This is a genomic window from Bradyrhizobium sp. T-1 (assembly GCF_053592855.1).
Map to the genome: position 1 here is coordinate 5,061,381 of NZ_CM132115.1, position 22,057 is coordinate 5,083,437.

Genomic DNA, 22,057 nt, shown 5'->3' on the forward strand with positions numbered 1-22,057 from the left:
GCGTCGCGCCCTAGTAGGTTATTGTTCGAGCATGATCTTTTCGGAAGACCGCATCACGCCTTTCCGAATCATGCTCTAGCGGGGGATCGACATGACTGCACCACGCGACAAACTCGGGCGTCCCGTTGTCGTCGTTACCGGCATGGGCATCACGACCTCGCTCGGCGCTGGCAAGGCTGATAATTGGTCCAAGCTCGTTGCGGGCGAATCCGGCATCCGCACCATCACGCGCTTTCCGATCGATGGGCTGAAGACCACGATGGCCGGCACGGTCGATTTCGTCAGCGTCGATCCGTTCTCCTCCACCGGCCTCTCCGAGCGGATGGCTGAACTCGTGACCCAGGAAGCTCTCGAGCAGGCCGGCATCGGCGCCAAGGGCGATTTCCCGGGCCCGCTCTTTCTTGCGGTTGCGCCGGTCGAAGTCGAATGGCCGCAGCGCCGCGAGCTCGGCCGCGCCGTTGGCAAGCCCGACTTCACCTACGACGATCTCTTGCGCATTTCCGGCGGCGGCAAGTACAGCGCCTATCATCACCGCTTCATGTTCGGCTCGGTTGCCGCCCACCTCGCCGAGACCTTCGGCACCAAGGGCTCGCCGATCTCGCTGTCCACGGCCTGCGCCTCGGGCGCGACCTCGATCCAACTCGGAGTCGAGGCGATCCGCCGCGGCGAGACGGATGCGGCGCTGTGCGTCGCGACCGACGGCACCGTGAATCCTGAAGCGCTGGTGCGCTTCTCGCTGCTCTCGGCGCTGTCGACCCAGAACGATCCGCCGCAGGCGGCCTCCCGCCCCTTCTCCAAGAATCGCGACGGCTTCGTCATGGCCGAAGGCGCCGGCGCCCTCGTGCTGGAAAGCTATGAGGCCGCGACCGCACGCGGCGCGAAGATTCTCGGCGTGATCGCCGGCTGCGGCGAGCTCACCGATTCCTTCCACCGCACCCGTTCGTCGCCCGATGGCAAGCCGATCATCGGCTGCATGAACAAGACGCTGGCCGATGCCGGCATGACGCCGGACCAGATCGACCACATCAACGCGCATGGCACCGCCACGCCCGAAAACGACAAGATGGAGTACAACACGACATCGGCCGTGTTCGGCGACCTCCTGCAGAAGATTCCCGTCACCTCCAACAAATCGATGGTCGGTCACACCATCTCGGCCGCGGGTGCGGTCGAGGCGATCTTCTCGCTGCTGACGCTGGAGCATCAGCGCATCCCGCCGACCATCAACTACGACAATCCGGATCCCACGATCCTGTTCGACGTCGTCGGCAACAAGGCGCGCGACGCCCGCGTCACCGCCGTCATGTCGAACTCGTTCGGCTTCGGCGGCCAGAACGCCTCGCTGATCCTGACCCGCGAACCGGCCTGACCGGACGCATGGCGCTGATTCCTATCAGCACGAAGATTCGCGCGCGGAATGCAGCCAAATCGATCGGCGGCGGCCTGATCGGCGCGGCCACGGTCGGCATGCTGCGCACGACCCGCTATTTCGATCCGGTCAAGACGTCGGACTTTTTCGCGCGCGTCACCAAGACGATCGGCCCGCGCCTGCGCGAGCACCGCATCGGCCGCGCCAATCTCACCGCGGCATTCCCTGAGAAATCGCCGGAGGAGATCGAAGAGATCCTGATGGGCGTGTGGGACAATCTCGGCCGCATCGGCGCCGAGTTCGCCCATATCGACCATGTCTGGGACTACGACCGCGCGCATCCGGAACGCAGCCGGATCGAGCTGCCGAAGCGCACCATCGAGCTGTACGACCGGATCAGGGACGACGGCAAGCCGGCGCTGATCTTCGCCTCGCATCTGGCCAATTGGGAATTGCCCGCGCTCGCTGCCCCCGCGCACGGGCTCGATGCTGCAATCCTCTACCGCCGTCCGAACATCGCCTCGGCCGACCGCATCATCCAGGAAATGCGCCAGGTCAATATGGGCACGCTGATCCCCGCAGGCCGCGATGCGCCGCTGCGGCTCGGACAGGCGCTCAAGGATGGCAAGCACGTCGCCATGCTGGTCGACCAGTATCTCACCGGCGGCGTCGAGGTCACCTTCTTCGGCCGCAAGACCCGCGCCAATCCGATGCTGGCGCGCCTGCTGCGCCAGGTCGAATGCCCGATCCACGGCGTGCGCATCATCCGCCTGCCCGGCTTCCGCTTCCGCGCCGAGCTGACCGAAGAAATTCCGCCAGTGCGCGATGCCGAGGGCAAGATCGACATCCAGGGCACGACGCAGGCGGTCACCAATGTGATCGAAGGCTGGGTGCGTGAATATCCGGAGCAGTGGCTCTGGCTGCACCGGCGGTGGCGGTAACCAGCTGGGCCGCCGCCCTCACCTCCCCGTCTTCACCTTGGTCCAGAGCCGGTTGATGATCCGCTGGGTCGCGGGATCGCGCGCCGTGATGACGAACAGCTTTGCCAGCGTCGCCTCGTCCGGATAGATGTTCTTGTCGTTCAGTATCTTTGGATCGACCAGCTTCTGGCTGGCGAGGTTGCCGTTGGCGTAGGACAGGAAGTCCGAATTCTTGGCGGCAACGTCCGGGCGGTAGAGATAGTTGATCAGCTCGTAGGCTTCCTTGACGTTCTTGGCATCCGCGGGGATCGCGAGATTGTCGAAGAACATCTGCGCGCCTTCCTTCGGAATGGCGTAGCCGATCTCGATGCCGCTCTTGGCCTCGGCCGCACGGGCACGGGCCTGCATGATGTCGCCGGACCACCCGACCACGAAGCAGATCTCGCCGGTCGCGAGTGCGCTTAGGTATTCGGAGGAGTGGAACTTGCGCACGAAGGGCCTGACCTTTGCGACGACGTCGGCGGCCTTCTCGAGGTCGGCCTGCTTGGTCGAGTTCGGATCGAGCCCGAGATAGTTCAGCGCCGCCGGAAAGATGTCGTCGGCGGAGTCCAGCATGTGCACGCCGCAATCCCTGAACTTGGCGAGGTTCTCCGGCTTGAAGACGACGTCCCAGCTGTCGATCTTCGCGTCGGGCCCGAGAATCTGCTTCACCTTGGCGACGTTGTAGCCGATGCCCGTCGTGCCCCACATGTAGTTCGCGGCGAAATTGTTGCCTGGATCGTAGGTCGCGAGATTCTTCGTCACCATCGGCCAGGCATGGCTAAGGTTCGGCAGCTTCGACTTGTCGAGCTTCTGGAAGATGTTGGCCTTGATCTGGCGCTGCAGGAAATAGGCCGTGGGCACCACGACGTCATAGCCGGACTTGCCGGCCATCAGGCGCGTCTCCAGCGTCTCGTTGGCATCGAAGGTGTCGTAGACCACCTTGATGCCGGTCTCCTTGGTGAAGGCCTCGAGGACATCGGGCGCCATGTAGTTCGACCAATTGTAGAAGTTGACGACCCGCTCCTCGGCCCTTGCTGGGACGGAGAACAACGTCAGCGCTACGGCGATTGCAAAACCGAGGCGCCCCCCCGAGCGGCTGACGTTCGTCATCTCAAATCTACCTCTTGCGTCCACGCACCGCGTCCGACAGCCGCTCCAGGGCGGTGTCCAGCGTCTGGTCCTTTTTGGCAAAGCAGAAGCGCACCACCGAGGTCACGGGGTCCTGCTCGTAGAACGCCGAGACAGGGATCGCGGCGACTTTGTAGTCCTTCACGATCCGCCAGCAGAATTCGGCATCGCTCACGTTGAGCCCGAGCGGCGACAGGTCGACGGTGAGGAAGTAGGTTCCCTGCGACTTCAGCACGGGGAAGCCGAGGCTCTCCAGCCCCTTGGTCAGGCGATCCCGGCTCCGCGTCAGATCCTTGCGCATCGACAGGAAGTACTCGTCGGGCTTGCCGAGGCCGTAGGCGACGGCGGCCTGGAGGTTCGGCGCGGTGGTGAAGGTCAGGAACTGGTGCACCTTGGCGGCGACACGCAGCAGCGGCGGCGCAGCGCAGACGAAGCCGATCTTCCAGCCGGTCAGCGAGAAGATCTTGCCGGCCGAACCGACCTTGATGGTGCGGTCCCGCATGCCGGGGATGGTAATCAGCGGGATGTGCTTGTGCTCGTCGAACGTGACGTGCTCCCAGACCTCGTCGCAGATCGCGATGACGTCGAACTCCTGACAGTAGCGCGCGAGCAGCTCGAGATCCTCGCGCGGATAGACCACTGCGGACGGATTCAAGGGATTGTTGAACAGGACTGCCTTGGTCTTTGAATTAAAGACGCTTTTCAGCATCTCCTCGTTCAGCCGCCAGCCCGGCGGCTCGAGCCGCACCAGGCGCGGAATGCCGCCGGCCTGGCGGATGATCGGCAGGTAGGAATCGTAGACCGGCTGGAAGCAGACCACCTCGTCACCGGGCTGCACCACCGCGAGGATCGCCGAGGTCAAAGCCTCGGTGCCACCGGAGGTGACCATCACCTCGCTCATCGGATCGAGCTTGAGCCCGTGCCAGTGGCCGTAATGGGTCGCGATCGCCTGGCGCAGCTCCGGGATGCCCATCATCGACGGATACTGGTTGTAGCCGTTCAGCGAGGCCTCGGCCGCGGCGCGGCGGATGTCCTCCGGGCCGGGATCGTCAGGAAAACCCTGGCCGAGATTGATGGCGTTGTTGTCGCGCGCGGCCTGCGACATCGCCTCGAAGATCGTGACGGGAAGGTCGGCGAAGACCTTGTTCAGCGAGGAGCTCTTGGTCGTCATCGCCGGGCTAGCCGCCGACCTTGCTGGGAAGACCGGCCGCCTTCCAGCCGAGCATGCCGCCGGCCAGATGCTTGTCGTAAGGCAGGCCCGCCGCCTGGGCGGCGAGCGAGGCGGTCACCGAGCGCTTGCCCGAGCGGCAGGCGAACACGACCTCCTTGCCGGCAGGATCCGGGATGGCCTTTGGATCGAAGGTCGAGAGCGGCACGACGACGCCGTAAGGGTAAGCCTCGGCCGCGACCTCGTTCGGCTCACGGACGTCGACGAGCAGATAGCGCCCTTCCGCGACACCCTTGGAGACCTCGTCCGGGGTCAGATCCTGTACTTGATTTGCCACATCATCCTCCAACGTCGCGGGGCGCGTTCCGGGCAATCCCGGCGGCCGGCAACCTCGCCTCTCGGCATACGAAAATCAAGCGCTACAAAGGCTTGAGCTGCCTTGCGCAAGTTAAAGCTAAATCGCAGCGACTTGAAGTGCGGCCTTGGCTCGCCTGCCTAGATCGTCACCTGCGTGCCGACCTCGACCACGCGGCCAGAGGGGATCTGGAAATAGTCGGTGGCGTCGTTGGCGGAGCGGCTGAGCGAGATGAACAGCCGGTCCTGCCAGCGCGGCATGCCGGAATGGGCGGCGGGCTTCAGCGCCCTCCGCGACAGGAAGAACGAGGTCGACATGATGTCGAACTGCCAACCGAGCTTGCGGGCGATGGCGAGCGCCTTCGGCACGTTGGGCGATTCCATGAAGCCGAACTTCAGCGTCACCTTGGAGAAGGTGGGGCTGACCTGTTCCAGCTTGACGCGCTCGGCCGGATCGATCCGCGGGGTCTGCGCGGTCTCGATGGTGAGAATGACATTCTTCTCGTGAAGCACTTTGTAGTGTTTCAGACTATGCATCAGCGCGGTCGGTGCGCTCAGGGGATCGCTGGTCAGGAACACGGCCGTGCCAGGCACCCGCTGCGGCGGCCGCTTCTCCAGCATCGCCACGAGGTCGGCGAGCGGGAATTCGAGCTTGCGCGACTTCTCGAACAGGAGCCGGCTGCCGCGCCGCCACGTGTACATCATGATGATCATGAGGGAGCCGAGCGCGAGCGGCACCCAGCCGCCCTCGAATACCTTGAGCAGGTTGGCGGCCAGGAAGGTCAGGTCGAGGAACAGGAACGGCGCGATCAGGGCCGCCGCCGCGAAGGGCGACCACCGCCAGACCTTCCAGATCACCACAAAGCCCATCATTGCCGTGACCACCATCGTGCCGGTGACGGAGATGCCGTAGGCGGAGGCGAGCGCGCTGGACGAGCGGAACAACAGCACCAGCAGCACCACCGCGACCAGCAGCAGCTGGTTGATGCGCGGGATGAAGATCTGGCCGGAATGGGCTTCCGAGGTATGGCGAATTTCAAAGCGCGGCAGCAGGCCGAGCTGAATTGCCTGCCGCGTCAGCGAATAGGCGCCGGTGATCACGGCCTGGCTCGCGATCACGGTGGCGGCAGTGGCTAGCACGACCATGCCGCCGCGGATCCAGCCTTGCGGAAACAGCTGAAAGAACGGGCTTTCGATCGCGGCGGGATCGGCGAGCACGAGCGCGCCCTGCCCGAGATAGTTCAGCGCCAGCGATGGCAGCACGATGAACAGCCAGGCAGTCTGGATCGGCCGCTTTCCGAAATGGCCAAGGTCGGCATAGAGCGCCTCGGCGCCGGTCACGGCCAGGAACACCGCACCCAGCGTCACGAAACCGATGATGCCGTGATGGATCATGAAGGATACGGCGTAGAGGGGATTCAGGGCCAACAGCACCTGCGGCTGCCGGATGATCGGGTGGACCGCCGCCACAGCGATCACCGCAAACCAGACGCACATTACGGGACCGAAGAACGCCGCGACGCGCGCGGTGCCGCGCGACTGCACGGCGAACAGGCAGACCAGGATCACCACGGTCAACGGAACAATGTAAGGCTCGAACGTCAAAGTGACGTCCTTCATGCCCTCGATCGCCGACAGTACCGAAAGCGCCGGCGTAATCACGGCGTCGCCGTAGAACAGGGCGCCTGAGATGATGCCGAGCAGGACGATGGTCGCCCCACCGGCGCCGACCGCGCGCTGGGCCAGCGCCATCAGGGCCAGCGTACCACCCTCGCCGTTGTTGTCGGCACGCAGCAGGATCACGACGTATTTGAGCGTCACCACGACGATGAGCGCCCACAAGATCAGGGAGACCACGCCAAGGATCGCCGCCGTCGTCGGCGTCCCCTCGGCACCTGAAGCCGCAGTCACCGCCTCGCGGAACGCGTAGAGCGGGCTGGTGCCGATATCGCCATAGACCACGCCGATGCTGCCGAGCGTCAGCGCCCCGAAACCGGCTGTGGTGTGGGCGTCGCCATGCCCGTTGGCCGCCGCCGTTTCCGGGGCGGGAACTGCTACGTCGCTTGTCATGGGAGAGCCCAGTGGCCTCTAAAAAAAAGCTTCACTGCACAACGGCGGAAGAGCGCGGGCTTATAGTCCTGCGCTGCCGGCATAGCCTAGCCCGATTCTGGGCCCTCACCATGCAAATTTCGCATAGGTCCGCCAAGTGCGTTTAAATGGTGACTTGTGTGCCAACTTCAACCACCCGTCCGGTCGGAATCTGGAAATAGTCGGTAGCATCGTTGGCCGAGCGGCTCAGCGCGATGAACAGATGGTCTTGCCAAAGCGGCATCCCCGACTGCGCCGACGCCTTCAACGCGCGCCGCGACACGAAGAACGACGTCGACATGATGTCGAACTGCCAGCCCTGCTTGCGTGCAATCGCGAGCGCCTTGGGCACATTCGGCTGCTCCATGAAGCCGAAGCGCAGGCGCACCTTGGAAAACTTCTCGCTGATCTTCTCCATCCGGAAACGCTCGGACAAATCGACCCGCGGCGTGTGCGCGGTTTCGATGGTCAGGATCACGTTGTGCTCGTGCAGCACCTTGTTGTGTTTGAGATTGTGCAGGAGCGCCGTCGGCACGAAGGCGGGATCGCTGGTCAAGAACACCGCCGTGCCCTTGACGATGTGGGGCGGACGCTTCTCCAGGCTGCGGATCAGATCGTCGAGCGGCACCTCGATCCGGCGCGTCTTCTGGATCAGGATTCCCGAGCCGCGCCGCCAGGTCCAGATCGTTCCGGCCATGGCCGCGCCAAATAGCAGTGGCACCCAGGCGCCCTCGAGCAGCTTCAACAAATTGGCGCTGAAGAAGGTCATGTCGACCATGACGAAGGGCAGGATCACGATCGCCGCGGTCGCGGCCTTCCAGTTCCACAATTTCCAGATCACCACGAAGCCCATGATGCCGTCGGCGACCATGGTGGTGGAGACCGCGATGCCATAGGCCGATGCCAGATTGCTCGGTGTGTGGAACAACAGCACCAGCAGCATCACGCCGATCAGCAGCAGCCGGTTGACGCGCGGCAGATAGATCTGTCCGGCATGGGTCTCGGATGTGTAGCGCACCTCGAAGCGTGGCAGCAGGCCGAGCTGCACCGCCTGATAGACCAGAGAATAAGCACCGGTGATCACCGCCTGGCTCGCGATCACAGTGGCCGCGGTGGCGAGCCCGACCAGCGGCAACACCAGATGCTCGGGCACCATCCGATAGAACGAGTGCTCGATCGCGCTCGGATCGGACAGCACCAGCGCGCCCTGCCCGAAATAATTGATCAGCAGCGATGGCAGCACGAAGAACATCCAGGCCGATTGGATCGGCTTGCGGCCGAAATGGCCGAGATCGGCGTAGAGCGCCTCGCCGCCGGTCACGGCGAGGAAGACGGCGCCGAGCGTCACCAGGCCGATCGTGCCGTGCGAAAGCAGGAATTGCAGCGCATAATAGGGATTGATCGCCGCCAGCACCGACGGGTCGTCGGCGATGTGGATGACGCCCAGCACCGCCAGACAGGTGAACCAGATCAGCATCACCGGCCCGAAGGCCGAAGCCACCAGCGCGGTGCCCTTGCTCTGAACCGCGAACAGCATCACCAGGATCAGCACTGTGAGCGGCACGACATAATGCTCGAACGCCGGCGTCGCGAGCTTGAGGCCGTCGACGGCCGACAGCACCGAGATCGCCGGCGTGATCATGGAATCGCCGATGAACATGGAGGCGCCGACCACGCCGAGCGCGAGCAGGAACCAGCTCCGTCGCCCCAGCGCGCGCTGGCCGAGCGCCATCAGCGAGAGCGTGCCGCCCTCCCCGTTGTTGTCGGCGCGCAGCAGCAGCAGCACGTATTTGGCGGTGACGACGATCAGCAGCGCCCACAGGATCAGCGACAGCACGCCGAGCACCATGATCCGCGTGACCGGCTCGCCATGGGCCGCGCCTCTGACCGCCTCGTGGAAAGCGTATAGCGGCGAGGTGCCGATGTCGCCGAAGACGACACCGATGCTCCCGAGCGTAAGGGACCAAAAGCCCGAAGTGACCGGCCCGTCCTGGGTCTCGGTCGATGTGATGCTCGCCGTCATGAGGGTGGAAAACGCTTCGTCCCTGGAATTGATCCGGCGCCTTTTGACGCTTCCGCCGCGACTGTCAATCGGCTCGCCACCATAGCAGGCGCAGCCGTGGATGCTGTGACGGCTCGGCCACGTTCGTCGCCGTCGCGACGATACGCCTCAGGTAAAATGGTAGCGCAACGGATTTAGGGCTTCAAGTTCGGCGGCAGCGGCGGATCTTCACGCATCAGCGTGATGGTGACGCGCCGGTTCGCGGCGAGCGACGGATCGTCGGGGAACAGCGGCTGGGTGTCCGCCTTGCCGGAAACCGCAAAGATGTGCGACGGCGGCAGGCCCTCGCGCTCGAGGATCTGGCGCACCGCGTTGGCGCGGTCGGCCGAGAGGTCGAAGGCGCCGTAATCGCTGCGGGTCGGCACGAAGCCCGCCGCAGTGTGGCCGGCGATGGAGACGCGCAAGGGGGTCGCCTTGAGCGGGATTGCGAGCTTCTCGATCAGGCGGCGGGTGCGGTCGTAGGGCACCTTGGAACCATCCGCGAACATCGAGCGGCCATCCTGGTCGACGATCTCGAGGTTGAGGCCCTGCTTGGTCTCCTCGAACATGACGTGCTTGGACATTTCGGTCAGCTCCGGCATGTCCTGCAACGCCTGGCGCAGCGAGGCCGCAGCAAGCGCAAAGTTACGATCGATCTTCATCTTCGCGCCGGAGGTGCGGTCGCGATCTTCCTGATCCGGCGTCGGGGTGTTGGAGGCGTCCTCGGGCTCGATGTGGTCGACGTTCTTCAGCCGCGGGCGGGTCGGCAGGCCGTCCGACTCGACGATGCCGGCATAGCGCGCTTCGCTCTGGACACCGAAGGCGTCGCGCATGGAGCCTGCGACGACCTTCAGCTTGTTGGCGTCCTGTGTCGAGAACGCGACGAGCATCACGAAAAAGCTCATCATCAATCCCATCAGGTCGGCGAAGGTCACGAACCAGCCGTGACCACCTCCATGTGCATCGCCACGCTTCTTCTTGGCCATGACCTAGACTCCGGCGTCCGGCCTCAAGCCGGAACCGGCTCGCCTTCGGCGTGGCGGTGCTTCTCCGGCAGGTAAGCCAGCAGCATTTCACGCACGAGCGTCGGGCTCTTGGAGTCGCGGATCATCAGGATGCCGTCGATGATCAGCGTGCGGTTGGTCTCTTCATCGAGCAGCTTGCCGTGCAGCTTGTCGGCGATCGGCAGACAGAACAGGTTCGCGACGAGTGCGCCGTAAAGCGTGGCGAGCAGCGCGGTCGCCATGAACGGGCCGAGCTTGGAGGGGTCGGTCATGTTGGCGAACATCTGCACCATGCCGATCAGAGTGCCGATCATGCCGAAGGCCGGGGCGCAGTCGCCGATGGCGCGATAGATCTTGCTGCCCTCGTCGAGGTGCATCAGGAAGTTGTCGCGGTCGCGCTCGAGATTGTCGCGGATGAAATCGAGGTCGTAGCCGTCGGCGACGTAGCGGATGCCCTTGGCGAGGAACGGCTCGTCGGTCTCGACCTTTTCGAGACCCACGGGGCCCTGCTTGCGGGCGATCTCGGCAATGCGGGCGAGTTCGTCGACGAGGTCGTGGGCCGACAAGCGGCTCATGGTGAATGCGAATTTGGCACCGAGCGGCAGGCCGTGCAGGAGCGCGCTCAGGGGAAAGCGGATCATGGTGGCCGAGATCGAGCCGCCGAAGATGATGATCATCGCATGTTCGGAGATGAACATGTGCAGGTCGCCGCCCATGAGGACCATCGTCACGATGACGATGATGCCCGCCGTGAGACCGACGCCCGTCATGATATCCATGGGAGACTCCAACGCGAACGCAACAACGGCCGTCCTGGCCGCTGGCGCGGCCCAACCCCGAACCGCATTGGAAACCCTAGAGCGCTGCCCTTAAAGCCGCGTAAAGGTTAAGTTCAGGCGGCGCGACGGAGCGGCGCTGGCGCGCCGAAACGACGGCGGCTTTGCCGTTCCACGACATGAATCTCAACGCTTTGCTAACCATAAATGGGGCGCGTCAGGATGATAGTCCTGTCAGCTCCAGGCTCAGCGCGCGCAGGCGCCTGCGTGCATCCGCATCATAGGCCTGCGGATTGGCACGCGCCTCATTCATGCCGTTGAAGAACAGCCCGCTTCGGCCGGCGACGTCGTCGCCTTCGACCAGATGCAGGATCGCTGCGCCGCCCTGCTCGACGGTCGACATCGGTGTGATACCGCCGGCGCGGACCATCGTGGTGTTCATATAGGTCGCCGGATGCAGCGCGTTCACGGTGACGCCTGCGCCCTTCAGTTCCTCCGCGAGATCGATCGTGAGCATGATCTGCGACAGCTTGCTCTGCGCATAGGCGCGCGAGCCGCTATAGCCCTTCGTGATCATGACGTCGTCGAAGTCGACCGGATGCTGGCCGAGGGAAGCGACGTTGACGATGCGCGAAGGCGCGGCCGCCTTCAACAGAGGCAACAGCAGATGGGCGAGCAGGAAGCCCGCGAGATAGTTCACCGCAAAGCGCAGCTCGTGACCGTCGCGGCTCTCCTGCCGTTGGGGCCCGTCGTTCTGCGAACCGATGCCGGCATTGCTGACGAAGACATCGAGACGTTGATGATCCCGCGTCACGGCCGCGGCGAGATCGCGCGTGTCCGCCATCGACGACAGATCGGCCTGATAGAAGGTCGGCGCAGCATGGCCGGCCTTCACGCTCTCATCGATCAGCACTTTCGCCCGCGCCGCGTCACGACCATGGATCAGGACCTTCGCGCCTTCGGCGGCAAGGCGGTTCGCGACATAGCGCCCAACGCCATCGGTCGAGCCCGTGATCAGCACCGTCTTGCCGGCCATGTCCATGGCGTCACTCCAGGCTAGAGCATGATCCGGAAAAGTGTGAAGCGGTTTTCCGACGAGATCATGCTCAAGAGAACAACCTAAAGCGCGATGACTATCGCGCTTTAGTGAATCTCCGCCGAGCGCTTCAGCGCGGCCTTGAGCTTCTCCAGCGAGAAGTCCGGGCTGCGCGCGATCTCGAGGATCGGCGTTTCACGGCGGCCACAGAGCTCGGCGGCCTCAGGCAGTTTCGCCGCAACGTCGAGCGGGATCACGATGGCGCCGTGCTGATCGGCGTGGATCAGATCGTCCGACTTCACGGTCATGCCGGCGACGCGCACCTCGCCGCCAAAGCTCTCCGCATGCACCCAGGCGTGCGACGGGCCGATCGAGCCGGCGAGCGCCTGGAAGCCCGGGGCCCATTGCGGGATGTCGCGGATCGAGCCGTCGGTGATGACGCCGAGGCAGCCGAGCGCCTTGTGCACGTTGCTCTGCACCTCGCCCCAGAACGCGCCGTAGCCGACATCGGGACCGTCGATGTCCTGGATCACGGAGATGCGCGGACCATGACCGGTGCCGACATATTCGTAATATTCGATGCGGCGCTTCGACTGCTCTTCGGCGGGCAGCGATGATTTCAACACCGAGCGGATTGCAACGGTGCGGGCATAGCCGACGATCGGCGGCAGGTCGGGGAACGGGCAGACCAGCTGCTTGGTGGTGTAGCCGATCAGGCGGCGCTCGGGCGCCACGATCTCCATGGCGTTGCAGATCGTCGGCGTGTCGTAGCGGCCCAGCGCTTCGAGGACGGAAGCGGGCAGCGGCCCGGTCGCGGAATTGGTCACGGCGTTCTCTCCCAGATTGGCGGCCGCTGTTGGCGCGGTGCCGCCGACACTGGGCGATATAGCCGAGATCGGGTCTCAACCCAACTCAGGTGCTCTCATGGCAGATATCCGCATGCGATCGCTCAGTGCAGCCGCCGGTCGTCATGCGGCGGCTCCGACAAGTTCGCCAGCGTCGGCGCAGACGGCGGCGACGGCACCTCGCCGCCCGCAGGCGCTGTCGCTTCCGCCGCGCGCGCCTGATCGCGGTAGGATTTGTAGCCGAGCGGCAGGCCGAGCAGATAAAGCACGGTCCCGATCGAGAGCACGTACCAGGGATAGCTGATCAGAAGCGCGATAAAGAAGATCACCGCGACGAATGCCGGCAGCACCAGCTCGGGAGGCACCCGCATGCGCATGCTCTTGCCGGAGAACACCGGCAGGCGCGACACCATCAGAAAGGCAATCAGCAGCGTGTAGCCGGCCGTCAGGGCCGCGGGCCAGCGCCCGAGGTCGAGGAACGCCGCATAGATCGGCAACATCACGGTGATCGCGCCGGCCGGCGCCGGCACGCCGGTGAAAAAATTGGCGGCGAAGGCCGGCTTGTTGGGATCGTCCAGCGTGGCGTTGAAGCGCGCGAGACGCAGGCACATGGAGATCGCAAACACCATGGCCGCGATCCAGCCGGCGTTACCGAGCTCGTGCAACTGCCAGAAATACAGCATCAAGCCGGGCGCCACGCCGAAATTGACGAAGTCGGCGAGGCTGTCGAGCTCGGCGCCGAATTTGGATTGGCCCTTGATCAGCCGCGCAATGCGGCCGTCGATGCCGTCGAGTGCGGCCGCGAACACGATGGCGTAGACGGCGAGCGTCATCCGACCCTCGATCGAGAGCCGGATCGCCGTCAACCCGGCGCAGATCGCCAGCAGCGTGATGACGTTGGGCACCAGCATCCGCACCGGAATCGGGCGGAACCGCCGGCGGCGGACGTCAGGATTCTTGAAGTCATAGGGCGTCATTGGCTCGTCCTCACCTTAAGGCAAGATATAGCAAGCCGTTTTGCCCTCCGCCATTGCGGCGGAACCTCGACTTATTGGTTAACTGGCGCGATAGGCGCGGCTGGGGTCATCCCCGGTAAGGTCGGCCAGGATCGTCTCGCCGGCAATCGCAGTCTGCCCTTCCGAGACCAGCGCCTTGGTGCCAGCGGGCAGATAGACGTCGAGCCGCGAGCCGAAGCGGATCAGGCCGAACCGCTCACCGGCCCCGACCGCCTGCCCTTCCTTGACGAAGCAGACGATGCGCTTGGCCACGAGGCCCGCGATCTGGATTACGCCGATGCGCCCCTGCGGCGTCGAGATCACCAGCGAATTGCGCTCATTGTCCTCGCTCGCCTTGTCGAGCTCGGCGTTGATGAACAGTCCCGGCCGGTAGGCGATGCGATCCACCCTGCCCGCTACGGGAGCCCGGTTCACATGGCAGTTGAACACGCTCATGAACACCGAGATGCGCGGCAGCGGCTGGTCACCGAGGCCAAGCTCGGCCGGCGGCAGCGCCATGCTGATCATCGACACCCGCCCGTCGGCCGGCGACACCACCAGCCCGTCGCGCAGCGGCGTGACGCGCACGGGATCGCGGAAGAACAGCGCGCACCACACCGTGAGAATGGTACCGATCCAGCCCAGCGGCGACCACAGCCACATCAGCAAGATGCTCACCGCCGCGAAGATCCCGATGAAGGGGTAGCCCTCCTTGTGGATCGGCGGGATCTGACGTTGGATCGAATCGAGAATGGACATCGCTATCTGCCGCTCAGGGGTTGACGGCGCGGGTCGTCTCGCGCACCGGGGTTGTTTAGGCCAGAGTTGGGACCGGAGACAAGCTCACTCCGCGGCCGCCTGCGCCGTGAGGGCGTCATCGACCGGCGGCGGCTCCCGATTCGGCGCATCGCTCGAATCGGCCATCCGGGCCAATTTCTCGCGCGCAGCCTCGGCTTCGCGCTGCCTGTTCCACATGCTGGCGTAAAGCCCCTCCTGTGCGAGCAGGCTTGCATGGGTGCCGCGCTCGGCGATGCGGCCCTGGTCGAGCACGATGATCTCGTCGGCGCCGACGATGGTCGAGAGCCGGTGCGCGATCACGAGCGAGGTACGGTTTTTCGCGACACGGTCGAGCGCGCCCTGGATCTCGTGCTCGGTGTGGGTGTCGAGGGCCGAGGTCGCCTCGTCCAAAACGAGGATCGGCGGCGCCTTCAGCACCGTGCGCGCAATCGCGACGCGCTGCTTCTCGCCGCCCGACAGTTTCAGGCCGCGTTCGCCGACCTGGGTCTCGTAACCCATCGGCGCCATGCGGATGAAATGGTCGATCTGCGCCAACCGTGCCGCCTCCTCGACCTCGTCATCGCGAGCGTCCCAGCGCCCGTAGCGGATGTTGTAGCGGATGGTGTCGTTGAACAGCACCGTGTCTTGCGGCACCATGCCGATGGAGGCGCGCAGGCTCGCCTGCGTGACCTCGCGGATGTCCTGACCATCGATCAGGATCTTGCCGCCCGAGACGTCATAGAGACGGAACAGCAGCCGCGAGATGGTCGACTTGCCGGCGCCGGAGGGGCCGACGATCGCAACTGTCTTGCCGGCCGGCACCTCGAAGCTGATGCCTTTGAGGATCGGCCGCGTCGGCTCATAGGCAAAGCGCACGTCCTCGAAGCGCACCGTGCCGGCCGAGACGGCCAGCGGCAGCGCATTGGGCTCATCCTTGATCTCGGCCTCGCGGCCGATCACGCCAAACATCTTCTCGATGTCGATGATCGCCTGCTTGATCTCGCGATAGACCATGCCCATGAAATTCAGCGGCTGGTAGAGCTGGATCATCATGGCGTTGACCAGCACGAAATCGCCGACCGTGTTGGTGCCGTTGCGCACGCCGATCGCGCACATCAGCATGGTCGCGGTCAGCCCGAGCGTGAAGATCACGGCCTGACCGGTGTTGAGCACGGCGAGCGAGGTGTAGGTGTGGATGCTCGCTTCCTCGTAGCGCGCCACCGACTTGTCATAACGTTGCGCTTCGCGGGCCTCGGCGCTGAAATATTTGACGGTCTCGTAGTTGAGCAGCGAGTCGATCGCCTTGGTGTTCGCCTCGGTGTCGGAATCGTTCATCTTGCGGCGGATGCCGATCCGCCACTCGGTCGCGATGTAGGTGTAGTACATGTAGAGCGTGACCGTGATCAGGGTCGCGACCACGTAGCGCCAGTCGAACTGCCAGAGCAGCACCGCCATCAGCAGCGTGACCTCGACGATGGTTGGGATCAGCTGCAGGATCACCATGCGCACGATGACCTCGATACCTTCGCGGCCGCGCTCGAGCACGCGCGTCAAGCCGCCGGTCTTGCGCTCGAGGTGAAAGCGCAGGGAGAGCTCGTGCATGTGGACGAAGGTGATGGTGGCGAGCTTGCGGACCGCATGCATGGCCACGCGCGCGAAAATGCCGTCGCGCCACTGGGTCAGCACCGCCATCACGATGCGCATGACGCCGTAGCTCGCGGTCAGGAGCAGCGGCGAAGCGACCACCCAAAGGTGCCAGTTGCTGGCCTGCACCGGCGCCGTGTTGGCGCCCGTGAGTGCGTCAGTCGCCCATTTGAAGCTGAATGGTACCGTCAGCGTGATCAGCTTGGCGGCGAGCAGCAGCACCATCGACCACACCACCCGCATCTTCAGGTCGAAGCGATCGCCCGGCCAGATATAGGGCCATAGATGCGCCAGCGTGCCCATCAGGGTGGCCCGCTCCAGCGGTGCAGCCGCGGGCTCGGGCACGTCGGGGCCATGGGACGAATGAGGAGGGACCATCAGGACGCCTGAAAGGCCCGCCGGATGCGGGCGCGTTGCGATTTGCGATTTTCGCTCGTCATATAGAAGCTTCCGGGCCGAAGCGCACCCCGCCAGATGGCGAATCTTCGATTGTTTATCGCCATTTACCGGTAGATTTCCGGGTGACCCGAATCACCGATTGGGCTTGACGCCCCTTCGCTGCAATGCATCATGGCACCAATGAGCACGATCAAAACCGTCTGTGTCTATTGCGGCTCCGGCCCCGGAACCAATCCCCACTTCACCGAAGGCGCCAAGGCGTTCGGCAAGGCGCTCGCCGAGAACGATATCCGCCTGGTCTATGGCGGTGGCTCGCTCGGCCTGATGGGCTCGGTCGCGACTTCCGTGCTCGATCACGGCGGCACCGTCACCGGCATCATTCCTGAATTCCTGCGCAAGCGCGAGAACGCGCTGACCCGCGTGCAGGAGATGATCGTCACCCCCGACATGCACGAGCGCAAGCGGCTGATGTTCGAGCGCTCCGACGCCTTCGTGGCGCTGCCGGGCGGCGTCGGCACGCTGGAGGAGCTGGTCGAGCAACTGACCTGGAAGCAGCTCGGCCGTCACGCCAAGCCCGTGCTGCTCGCCAATTTCGACAATTTCTGGGAGCCGCTGTTCTCGCTCTTGTCGCACATGCGCCAGACCGAGTTCATCCGCGCCGGCCTTTCGGTCGATATCCTCAAGGCCGACCGCGTCGAGGAGATCTTGCCGAAGCTGAAGGCGGCTGCGGCGCAAATCGCCGAGGCGGAAAAGCAGATGGCCCCGGACGTGGCGCGCAAGCTCTGACGCCCTACTCGCTCGGAAACGTCACCGCCTCGATCCGGTTACCATCGGGGTCGACGACGAAGGCCGCGTAGTAGCGCACTCGGTCGTGTGGGCGGATGCCCGGCGCGCCATCGGAGGCGCCGCCGGTCGCAAGCGCGGCTGCGTGAAATGCATCGACCTCGCTCGTCGTCTTCGCCCGCAGGCAGATGTGCACGCCGCTCTCCGGCGGCACAGGTAGCATCGCCTCGCGTAAGTTAATCCAGAATTCCGGATAGGACTTGCCGAAGCCGATCGTGCGCGGCCGCGTCACGAGACGCACGAGCCCGAGGGCGGCGAGCGTGGCTTCGTAGAACTTTGCGGAGCGTTCGAGCTCGCTGACGCCGACGGAGATGTGGTCGATCATTGGTCGCGCTCCTTCCCCCGCTGTCATTCCGGGGCGATGCAAAGCATCGAGCCCGGAATCTCGAGATTCCGGGTTCGCCTCTTTGAGGCGCCCCGGAATGACTAAAGCTACGCCTTACGCCGGCGCGCCCGACTTCACGAGCTTGTAGATCACCGAATCCATCAGCGCCTGGAACGAGGCATCGATGATGTTCGGAGACACGCCGACCGTGGTCCAGCGATCGCCGTTCTCGTCCTCGCTCTCGATCAGGACGCGCGTCACCGCGCCGGTGCCGCCATTGAGGATACGCACGCGATAGTCGATCAGCGTCAGGCCCTCGATGTACTTCTGGTACTTGCCGAGGTCCTTGCGCAGCGCGACGTCGAGCGCGTTGACGGGGCCGTTGCCTTCAGCAGCCGAAATCAGATGCTCGCCGGCGACGTCGACCTTGACCACGGCCAGCGCCACGGTGACGCGCTCGCCGAGTGCGTTGTAGCGCTGCTCGACGTTGACGTCGAACTGCTCGACCTCGAAATAATGCGGTACCTTGCCGAGCGTGCGGCGCGCCAGCAGATCGAACGAGGCATTGGCGGACTCATAGGCGTAACCGGCCGCCTCGCGCTGCTTCAGTTCCTCGACCAACCGCGTCAGCTTCGGATCGCTCTTCTCGTAAGGAATGCCGGCACGATCGAGCTCGGCGATCACGTTGGAGCGGCCGGCCTGGTCGGACACCAGCACCTTGCGGTGATTGCCGACCAGCTCTGGCAAGACGTGCTCGTAGGTCTGCGGGTCCTTCATCACGGCCGAGGCGTGAATGCCGGTCTTGGTGACGAACGCGCTCTCGCCGACGTAAGCTGCATGCCGGTTCGGCACGCGGTTGAGCATGTCGTCGAGCGTCCGCGAGACTCTGACGAGCGTCGCCATCTTCTCTGCGGTGACGCCGATCTCGAAGGCGTCGGCGAATTCCTTCTTCAAATGCAGCGTCGGGATCAACGAACAGAGATTGGCGTTGCCGCAGCGCTCGCCGAGACCGTTCAGCGTGCCCTGGATCTGCCGCGCGCCGGCACGCACCGCAGCGAGCGAATTCGCCACCGCCTGCTCGGTGTCATTATGGGCGTGGATGCCGACGTGATCGCCGGGGATGTGTTTCGTCACCTCGGTGACGATGGCCTCGACCTCGTTCGGCATGGTGCCGCCGTTGGTGTCGCACAAGACCACCCAGCGCGCGCCGGCCTCATAGGCCGTCTTGGCGCAAGCGAGCGCAAAGCTCGCATCTTCCTTGTAGCCGTCGAAAAAGTGCTCGCAGTCGAGCATGACCTCGCGGCCGGCAGCCTTCGCGGCCGCGACGCTGTCGCGGATCGAGGCGAGGTTTTCCTCTTTCGTCGTCTCCAGCGCGACGCGCACCTGATAGGCCGAGGACTTCGCCACGAAGCAGATCGCGTCCGCCTTCGCTTCCAAGAGCCCGGCGACACCGGGATCGTTGGAGACCGAGCGTCCGGCCCGCCGCGTCATGCCGAAGGCGGTGAAGCGCGCGTGGTTGAGCTTCGGCTTGCTACCGAAAAACTCGGAGTCGAGCGGATTGGCACCGGGATAGCCGCCCTCGACATAGTCGATGCCGAGATCGTCGAGCATCCCCGCGATGACCTGCTTGTCGGTCAGCGTGAAGTCGACGCCGTTGGTCTGCGCGCCGTCGCGCAGCGTGGTGTCGAACAGATAAAGGCGCTCCTTGCTCATTGCGGTGCTCCGAGCGTCTTCTTCATGGTGGTGTTGGCGAGCCACTCGTCATTCATGGTGACGCTGTTGCGCTGCTGGGCCGTATAGCCGCGCTTGGCGAAGAAGCTTTGCGCGGTGTCGCTGGCATCGACCGTGAGGGCCGCAGCGCCGCGGCCGCCCGCCAGCTTCTCCAGCGCGTCGACCAGCATGGTCGCGATGCCCTGCCGGCCAACGGCCGGATGAACGTAGAGCATGTGGACATGATCGGTGCCGCGCAACGACGCGAACCCCACGGGCGAGCCGTCGAGGGTGGCGATCAGCGTCAGGTCGGACGCCAGCCGCTTGCCAAACTCTTCAGTCTCGGCCGCCGCCATCCAGGCTTCCTGCTGTGCCTCGCTGTAGTCGTCGCCGGTCAGCTCCTGGATGCTGGCAACGAAGATCGCGGCCAGCATCGGAACGTCGTTCGGCAGGAATGGCCTCAGGCCGGGCTTGGGCAAGGTCTTTCCCATCGTATTCACCACAACCCATAGAGTTTCAGCACGATCGCTACGGCGGCGCCGAGCAGCAGGATCTTCAAGGCGATGTAATAGAGCCAGTGCCGCGGAAACGGCGTGTCGGGCCGGGTCATCGCGCGACCTCCCAGGTGGTCCCGTCCTTGGAATCCTTGATCGCGACGCCCATCGCGGCGAGTTGATCGCGGATGCGGTCGGACTCGGCGAAATCCTTGCGCGCCCGCGCGACCGTCCGCTCCGCGATCAGGCTCTCGACCTGCTTGACGTCGACGCCGCTCGCCTGCTGCTTGCGATCTTTCCATTGCGCAGCGCTCTCGGACAGGAAGCCGAGCAGCCGCAACGAGCCCGCAAGAGCGGATACGTCGCTACCGCGCAGGCTGTGCAGCGCCGCGATCGCCTGCGGCGTGTTGAGGTCGTCGAGCAGCGGCTCGACCACGGACCCAGCCGGCCTGCCGGGTTCGACGTCGGCCGCGATCCGATACCAGTCGTCCAGCGTCCTGGCGCTCTCCTCCAGCGACTTCATGGTCCAATCGATCGGCGAGGTGTAGTGCGTCTTCAGCATGTTGAGGCGCAACGCCTCACCCGGCCAGTCCGCCAGCAACTCGTGGATGGTGATGAAGTTGCCGAGGCTTTTCGACATCTTCTCGCTCTCGACCTGCAGGAAGCCGTTGTGCATCCAGTAGTTCGCCATGCGCTGCTGGTGAAAGGCGCAGCAGGTCTGTGCCACCTCGTTCTCGTGATGCGGAAACACGAGATCGATGCCGCCACCGTGAATGTCAAACTGCTCGCCGAGATGCTTCCAGGCCATGGCCGAGCACTCGATATGCCAGCCCGGACGCCCCTCAGCCTTGATGCCGGCCGGCGACGGCCAGGACGGCTCCCCAGGCTTCGACGGCTTCCACAGCACGAAATCGGTCGAGTCCTTTTTGTAGGGCGCGACGTCGACACGGGCGCCGGCGATCATCTCGTCTAGCGACCGCTTCGACAGCGCGCCGTAACGCGGCAGCGTGGAATTGGCCGCGTTCATCGCTTGCGGCGCGAACAGCACGTGGTTCTCGGCGACATAGGCGAAGCCGCCCATGACCAGCCGCTCGATGATCTCGCGCATCTCGCCGATATGCTCGGTCGCACGCGGCTCGACGCTCGGCCGCAGCGCGCCGAGCGCATCGACGTCGGCGTGAAACTGCTTTCCGGTCTGCTCGGTGACCTTGCGGATCGCCTCGTTCAGGGGCAGGCCCGGATAATCCCGCGCGGCGCGATCGTTGATCTTGTCGTCGACGTCGGTGATGTTGCGGACATATTTGACGTGCGCCTCGCCATAAACATGGCGCAGCAGCCGAAACAGCACGTCGAACACGATCACCGGCCGCGCATTGCCGATATGGGCGAAGTCATAGACGGTCGGTCCGCAGACATACATGCGGACGTTCTTCGCGTCGAGCGGCGCGAAGGTGCGCTTTTCCCGGCTCAGCGTATCGTAAAGGCGCAATTCCATATGGACACCCGTCGGCTGTTGGCCGGGCGTCCAGTGCTCTCAATGTGGTTGAGAAAAGACGGCTCCAGCCAGCGAATCGCTAGCTCGTAATCTCGCGGCAAATAATGCAGATGGCGAGGAGACCGTTCATGCCGGTCATATGGGCCACGAAGGCGCCTTTCGTCAAGAGAGCCGCGAAAATGCCGTTCTATGTCCGCGATTGCCTGCCCGCCTGCCTTGATGGTTCGTCATCCTTAACCTTTTGAGCCTAATTCGGAACCCGGTGGTCCCCCCAGCCCCGGTGCACCCATGCGATCCCTGCTTGCGCTCGTCTCCTGTGCCTCCCTCCTCGCGGCATCCAGCGCTTTCGCCGAGACGCGCGTCTTCATCATTCCCAACCAGGCCGACGGCTATGGCGTCGACCAGTGCCTGGCCAAGGGCGAGAGATGCGGCGCGCAGGTCGCCCGCACCTACTGCCAGTCACGGGACTTTGCGCAGGCATCGGCCTACCGCCGGGTCGATCCCGACGAAATTACCGGCTCTGTCCCCAAATCCGGCGCAAACTGCTCTCATGGCCATTGCGACGAATATGTCGCAATCACCTGTCAGCGCTGAATTCGCTCGG

General features: G+C 64.4%; 20 protein-coding genes. 4 read left to right on the forward strand and 16 right to left on the reverse strand.

From position 1 onward, the window contains the following. The first annotated feature begins 91 nt into the window (after positions 1 to 91). Positions 92 to 1,369: a beta-ketoacyl-ACP synthase gene (locus ACWAT4_RS24605; RefSeq protein ID WP_212302562.1), complete on the forward strand. Its 1,278-nt coding sequence runs from the start codon at positions 92 to 94 to the stop codon at positions 1,367 to 1,369. An 8-nt stretch (positions 1,370 to 1,377) separates the two neighbouring features. Then, complete coding sequence (locus tag ACWAT4_RS24610; protein ID WP_449728278.1) at positions 1,378 to 2,310, forward strand: lipid A biosynthesis lauroyl acyltransferase; 933 nt, start codon at positions 1,378 to 1,380, stop codon at positions 2,308 to 2,310. 18 nt (positions 2,311 to 2,328) lie between these two features. Here the strand turns inward: ACWAT4_RS24610 and ACWAT4_RS24615 are convergent, their stop codons facing one another. The 12 genes from ACWAT4_RS24615 to ACWAT4_RS24670 all read right to left on the reverse strand — a co-directional run bounded on the left by ACWAT4_RS24615 (position 2,329) and on the right by ACWAT4_RS24670 (position 16,565). Next, positions 2,329 to 3,441: a polyamine ABC transporter substrate-binding protein gene (locus ACWAT4_RS24615; protein ID WP_449728279.1), complete on the reverse strand. Its 1,113-nt coding sequence runs from the start codon at positions 3,439 to 3,441 to the stop codon at positions 2,329 to 2,331. Between the two features lie 7 nt (positions 3,442 to 3,448). Beyond that, complete coding sequence (locus tag ACWAT4_RS24620) at positions 3,449 to 4,630, reverse strand: aminotransferase (RefSeq protein WP_449728280.1); 1,182 nt, start codon at positions 4,628 to 4,630, stop codon at positions 3,449 to 3,451. Between the two features lie 7 nt (positions 4,631 to 4,637). After that, positions 4,638 to 4,964: a rhodanese-like domain-containing protein gene (locus ACWAT4_RS24625; protein WP_212425709.1), complete on the reverse strand. Its 327-nt coding sequence runs from the start codon at positions 4,962 to 4,964 to the stop codon at positions 4,638 to 4,640. A 158-nt stretch (positions 4,965 to 5,122) separates the two neighbouring features. Then, positions 5,123 to 7,051: a potassium transporter Kup gene (locus ACWAT4_RS24630; RefSeq protein WP_212302557.1), complete on the reverse strand. Its 1,929-nt coding sequence runs from the start codon at positions 7,049 to 7,051 to the stop codon at positions 5,123 to 5,125. 142 nt (positions 7,052 to 7,193) lie between these two features. Beyond that, positions 7,194 to 9,092, reverse strand: coding sequence for a potassium transporter Kup (locus ACWAT4_RS24635; RefSeq protein ID WP_212302556.1), 1,899 nt, complete (start codon positions 9,090 to 9,092; stop codon positions 7,194 to 7,196). Positions 9,093 to 9,265: 173 nt separating this feature from the next. After that, positions 9,266 to 10,096, reverse strand: coding sequence for an OmpA/MotB family protein (locus tag ACWAT4_RS24640; protein WP_212302555.1), 831 nt, complete (start codon positions 10,094 to 10,096; stop codon positions 9,266 to 9,268). 23 nt (positions 10,097 to 10,119) lie between these two features. Continuing rightward, positions 10,120 to 10,893, reverse strand: coding sequence for a motility protein A (locus ACWAT4_RS24645; protein ID WP_212302554.1), 774 nt, complete (start codon positions 10,891 to 10,893; stop codon positions 10,120 to 10,122). A 214-nt stretch (positions 10,894 to 11,107) separates the two neighbouring features. Beyond that, positions 11,108 to 11,932, reverse strand: coding sequence for an SDR family NAD(P)-dependent oxidoreductase (locus tag ACWAT4_RS24650; protein ID WP_449728281.1), 825 nt, complete (start codon positions 11,930 to 11,932; stop codon positions 11,108 to 11,110). A gap of 101 nt (positions 11,933 to 12,033) precedes the next feature. Further along, positions 12,034 to 12,753: an RraA family protein gene (locus ACWAT4_RS24655; RefSeq protein WP_128934471.1), complete on the reverse strand. Its 720-nt coding sequence runs from the start codon at positions 12,751 to 12,753 to the stop codon at positions 12,034 to 12,036. 122 nt (positions 12,754 to 12,875) lie between these two features. Further along, positions 12,876 to 13,748 carry a CDP-alcohol phosphatidyltransferase family protein gene (locus ACWAT4_RS24660; RefSeq protein ID WP_212302552.1) on the reverse strand — a complete coding sequence of 291 codons (873 nt, stop codon included), beginning with the start codon at positions 13,746 to 13,748 and terminating at the stop codon, positions 12,876 to 12,878. Positions 13,749 to 13,826: 78 nt separating this feature from the next. Further along, complete coding sequence (locus ACWAT4_RS24665; RefSeq protein WP_212425706.1) at positions 13,827 to 14,525, reverse strand: phosphatidylserine decarboxylase; 699 nt, start codon at positions 14,523 to 14,525, stop codon at positions 13,827 to 13,829. An 84-nt stretch (positions 14,526 to 14,609) separates the two neighbouring features. After that, on the reverse strand, positions 14,610 to 16,565 hold the full coding sequence (locus tag ACWAT4_RS24670) for an ABCB family ABC transporter ATP-binding protein/permease (RefSeq protein WP_212425705.1): 1,956 nt from the start codon (positions 16,563 to 16,565) through the stop codon (positions 14,610 to 14,612). A gap of 201 nt (positions 16,566 to 16,766) precedes the next feature. Here ACWAT4_RS24670 and ACWAT4_RS24675 point away from each other — a divergent pair, with 201 nt between their 5' ends. After that, on the forward strand, positions 16,767 to 17,372 hold the full coding sequence (locus tag ACWAT4_RS24675) for an LOG family protein (RefSeq protein ID WP_212302549.1): 606 nt from the start codon (positions 16,767 to 16,769) through the stop codon (positions 17,370 to 17,372). A gap of 4 nt (positions 17,373 to 17,376) precedes the next feature. Here the strand turns inward: ACWAT4_RS24675 and ACWAT4_RS24680 are convergent, their stop codons facing one another. The 4 genes from ACWAT4_RS24680 to cysS form a co-directional block, all read right to left on the reverse strand. Next, entirely contained in the window at positions 17,377 to 17,754 is a 378-nt protein-coding gene (locus tag ACWAT4_RS24680; RefSeq protein ID WP_212302548.1) for a VOC family protein, read from the reverse strand. A gap of 114 nt (positions 17,755 to 17,868) precedes the next feature. Then, positions 17,869 to 19,467: a citramalate synthase gene (cimA, locus tag ACWAT4_RS24685; protein ID WP_449728282.1), complete on the reverse strand. Its 1,599-nt coding sequence runs from the start codon at positions 19,465 to 19,467 to the stop codon at positions 17,869 to 17,871. After that, positions 19,464 to 19,955 carry a GNAT family N-acetyltransferase gene (locus tag ACWAT4_RS24690; protein ID WP_449728283.1) on the reverse strand — a complete coding sequence of 164 codons (492 nt, stop codon included), beginning with the start codon at positions 19,953 to 19,955 and terminating at the stop codon, positions 19,464 to 19,466. Before ACWAT4_RS24690 ends, cimA begins: the two co-directional genes overlap by 4 nt. Positions 19,956 to 20,070: 115 nt before the next feature. Beyond that, complete coding sequence (gene cysS / locus ACWAT4_RS24695) at positions 20,071 to 21,453, reverse strand: cysteine--tRNA ligase (RefSeq protein ID WP_449728284.1); 1,383 nt, start codon at positions 21,451 to 21,453, stop codon at positions 20,071 to 20,073. 288 nt (positions 21,454 to 21,741) lie between these two features. On the opposite strand from cysS, the gene ACWAT4_RS24700 reads away from it, so the two are divergent. After that, complete coding sequence (locus ACWAT4_RS24700; RefSeq protein ID WP_449728285.1) at positions 21,742 to 22,047, forward strand: hypothetical protein; 306 nt, start codon at positions 21,742 to 21,744, stop codon at positions 22,045 to 22,047. Positions 22,048 to 22,057: the final 10 nt, after the last annotated feature.

Excerpts from the sequence above, each read along its gene's own strand:
- ACWAT4_RS24670 (WP_212425705.1), bottom strand. The coding sequence starts at position 16,565 with ATGGTCCCTCCTCATTCGTCCCATGGCCCCGACGTGCCCGAGCCCGCG.
- ACWAT4_RS24665 (WP_212425706.1), bottom strand. The coding sequence starts at position 14,525 with ATGTCCATTCTCGATTCGATCCAACGTCAGATCCCGCCGATCCACAAG.
- ACWAT4_RS24645 (WP_212302554.1), bottom strand. The coding sequence starts at position 10,893 with ATGGATATCATGACGGGCGTCGGTCTCACGGCGGGCATCATCGTCATC.
- ACWAT4_RS24635 (WP_212302556.1), bottom strand. The coding sequence starts at position 9,092 with ATGACGGCGAGCATCACATCGACCGAGACCCAGGACGGGCCGGTCACT.
- ACWAT4_RS24640 (WP_212302555.1), bottom strand. The coding sequence starts at position 10,096 with ATGGCCAAGAAGAAGCGTGGCGATGCACATGGAGGTGGTCACGGCTGG.
- ACWAT4_RS24620 (WP_449728280.1), bottom strand. The coding sequence starts at position 4,630 with ATGACGACCAAGAGCTCCTCGCTGAACAAGGTCTTCGCCGACCTTCCC.
- cimA (WP_449728282.1), bottom strand. The coding sequence starts at position 19,467 with ATGAGCAAGGAGCGCCTTTATCTGTTCGACACCACGCTGCGCGACGGC.
- ACWAT4_RS24700 (WP_449728285.1), top strand. The coding sequence starts at position 21,742 with ATGCGATCCCTGCTTGCGCTCGTCTCCTGTGCCTCCCTCCTCGCGGCA.
- ACWAT4_RS24690 (WP_449728283.1), bottom strand. The coding sequence starts at position 19,955 with ATGGGAAAGACCTTGCCCAAGCCCGGCCTGAGGCCATTCCTGCCGAAC.
- ACWAT4_RS24660 (WP_212302552.1), bottom strand. The coding sequence starts at position 13,748 with ATGACGCCCTATGACTTCAAGAATCCTGACGTCCGCCGCCGGCGGTTC.
- ACWAT4_RS24630 (WP_212302557.1), bottom strand. The coding sequence starts at position 7,051 with ATGACAAGCGACGTAGCAGTTCCCGCCCCGGAAACGGCGGCGGCCAAC.
- ACWAT4_RS24605 (WP_212302562.1), top strand. The coding sequence starts at position 92 with ATGACTGCACCACGCGACAAACTCGGGCGTCCCGTTGTCGTCGTTACC.
- ACWAT4_RS24680 (WP_212302548.1), bottom strand. The coding sequence starts at position 17,754 with ATGATCGACCACATCTCCGTCGGCGTCAGCGAGCTCGAACGCTCCGCA.
- ACWAT4_RS24615 (WP_449728279.1), bottom strand. The coding sequence starts at position 3,441 with ATGACGAACGTCAGCCGCTCGGGGGGGCGCCTCGGTTTTGCAATCGCC.
- ACWAT4_RS24610 (WP_449728278.1), top strand. The coding sequence starts at position 1,378 with ATGGCGCTGATTCCTATCAGCACGAAGATTCGCGCGCGGAATGCAGCC.
- ACWAT4_RS24675 (WP_212302549.1), top strand. The coding sequence starts at position 16,767 with ATGAGCACGATCAAAACCGTCTGTGTCTATTGCGGCTCCGGCCCCGGA.
- cysS (WP_449728284.1), bottom strand. The coding sequence starts at position 21,453 with ATGGAATTGCGCCTTTACGATACGCTGAGCCGGGAAAAGCGCACCTTC.
- ACWAT4_RS24650 (WP_449728281.1), bottom strand. The coding sequence starts at position 11,932 with ATGGACATGGCCGGCAAGACGGTGCTGATCACGGGCTCGACCGATGGC.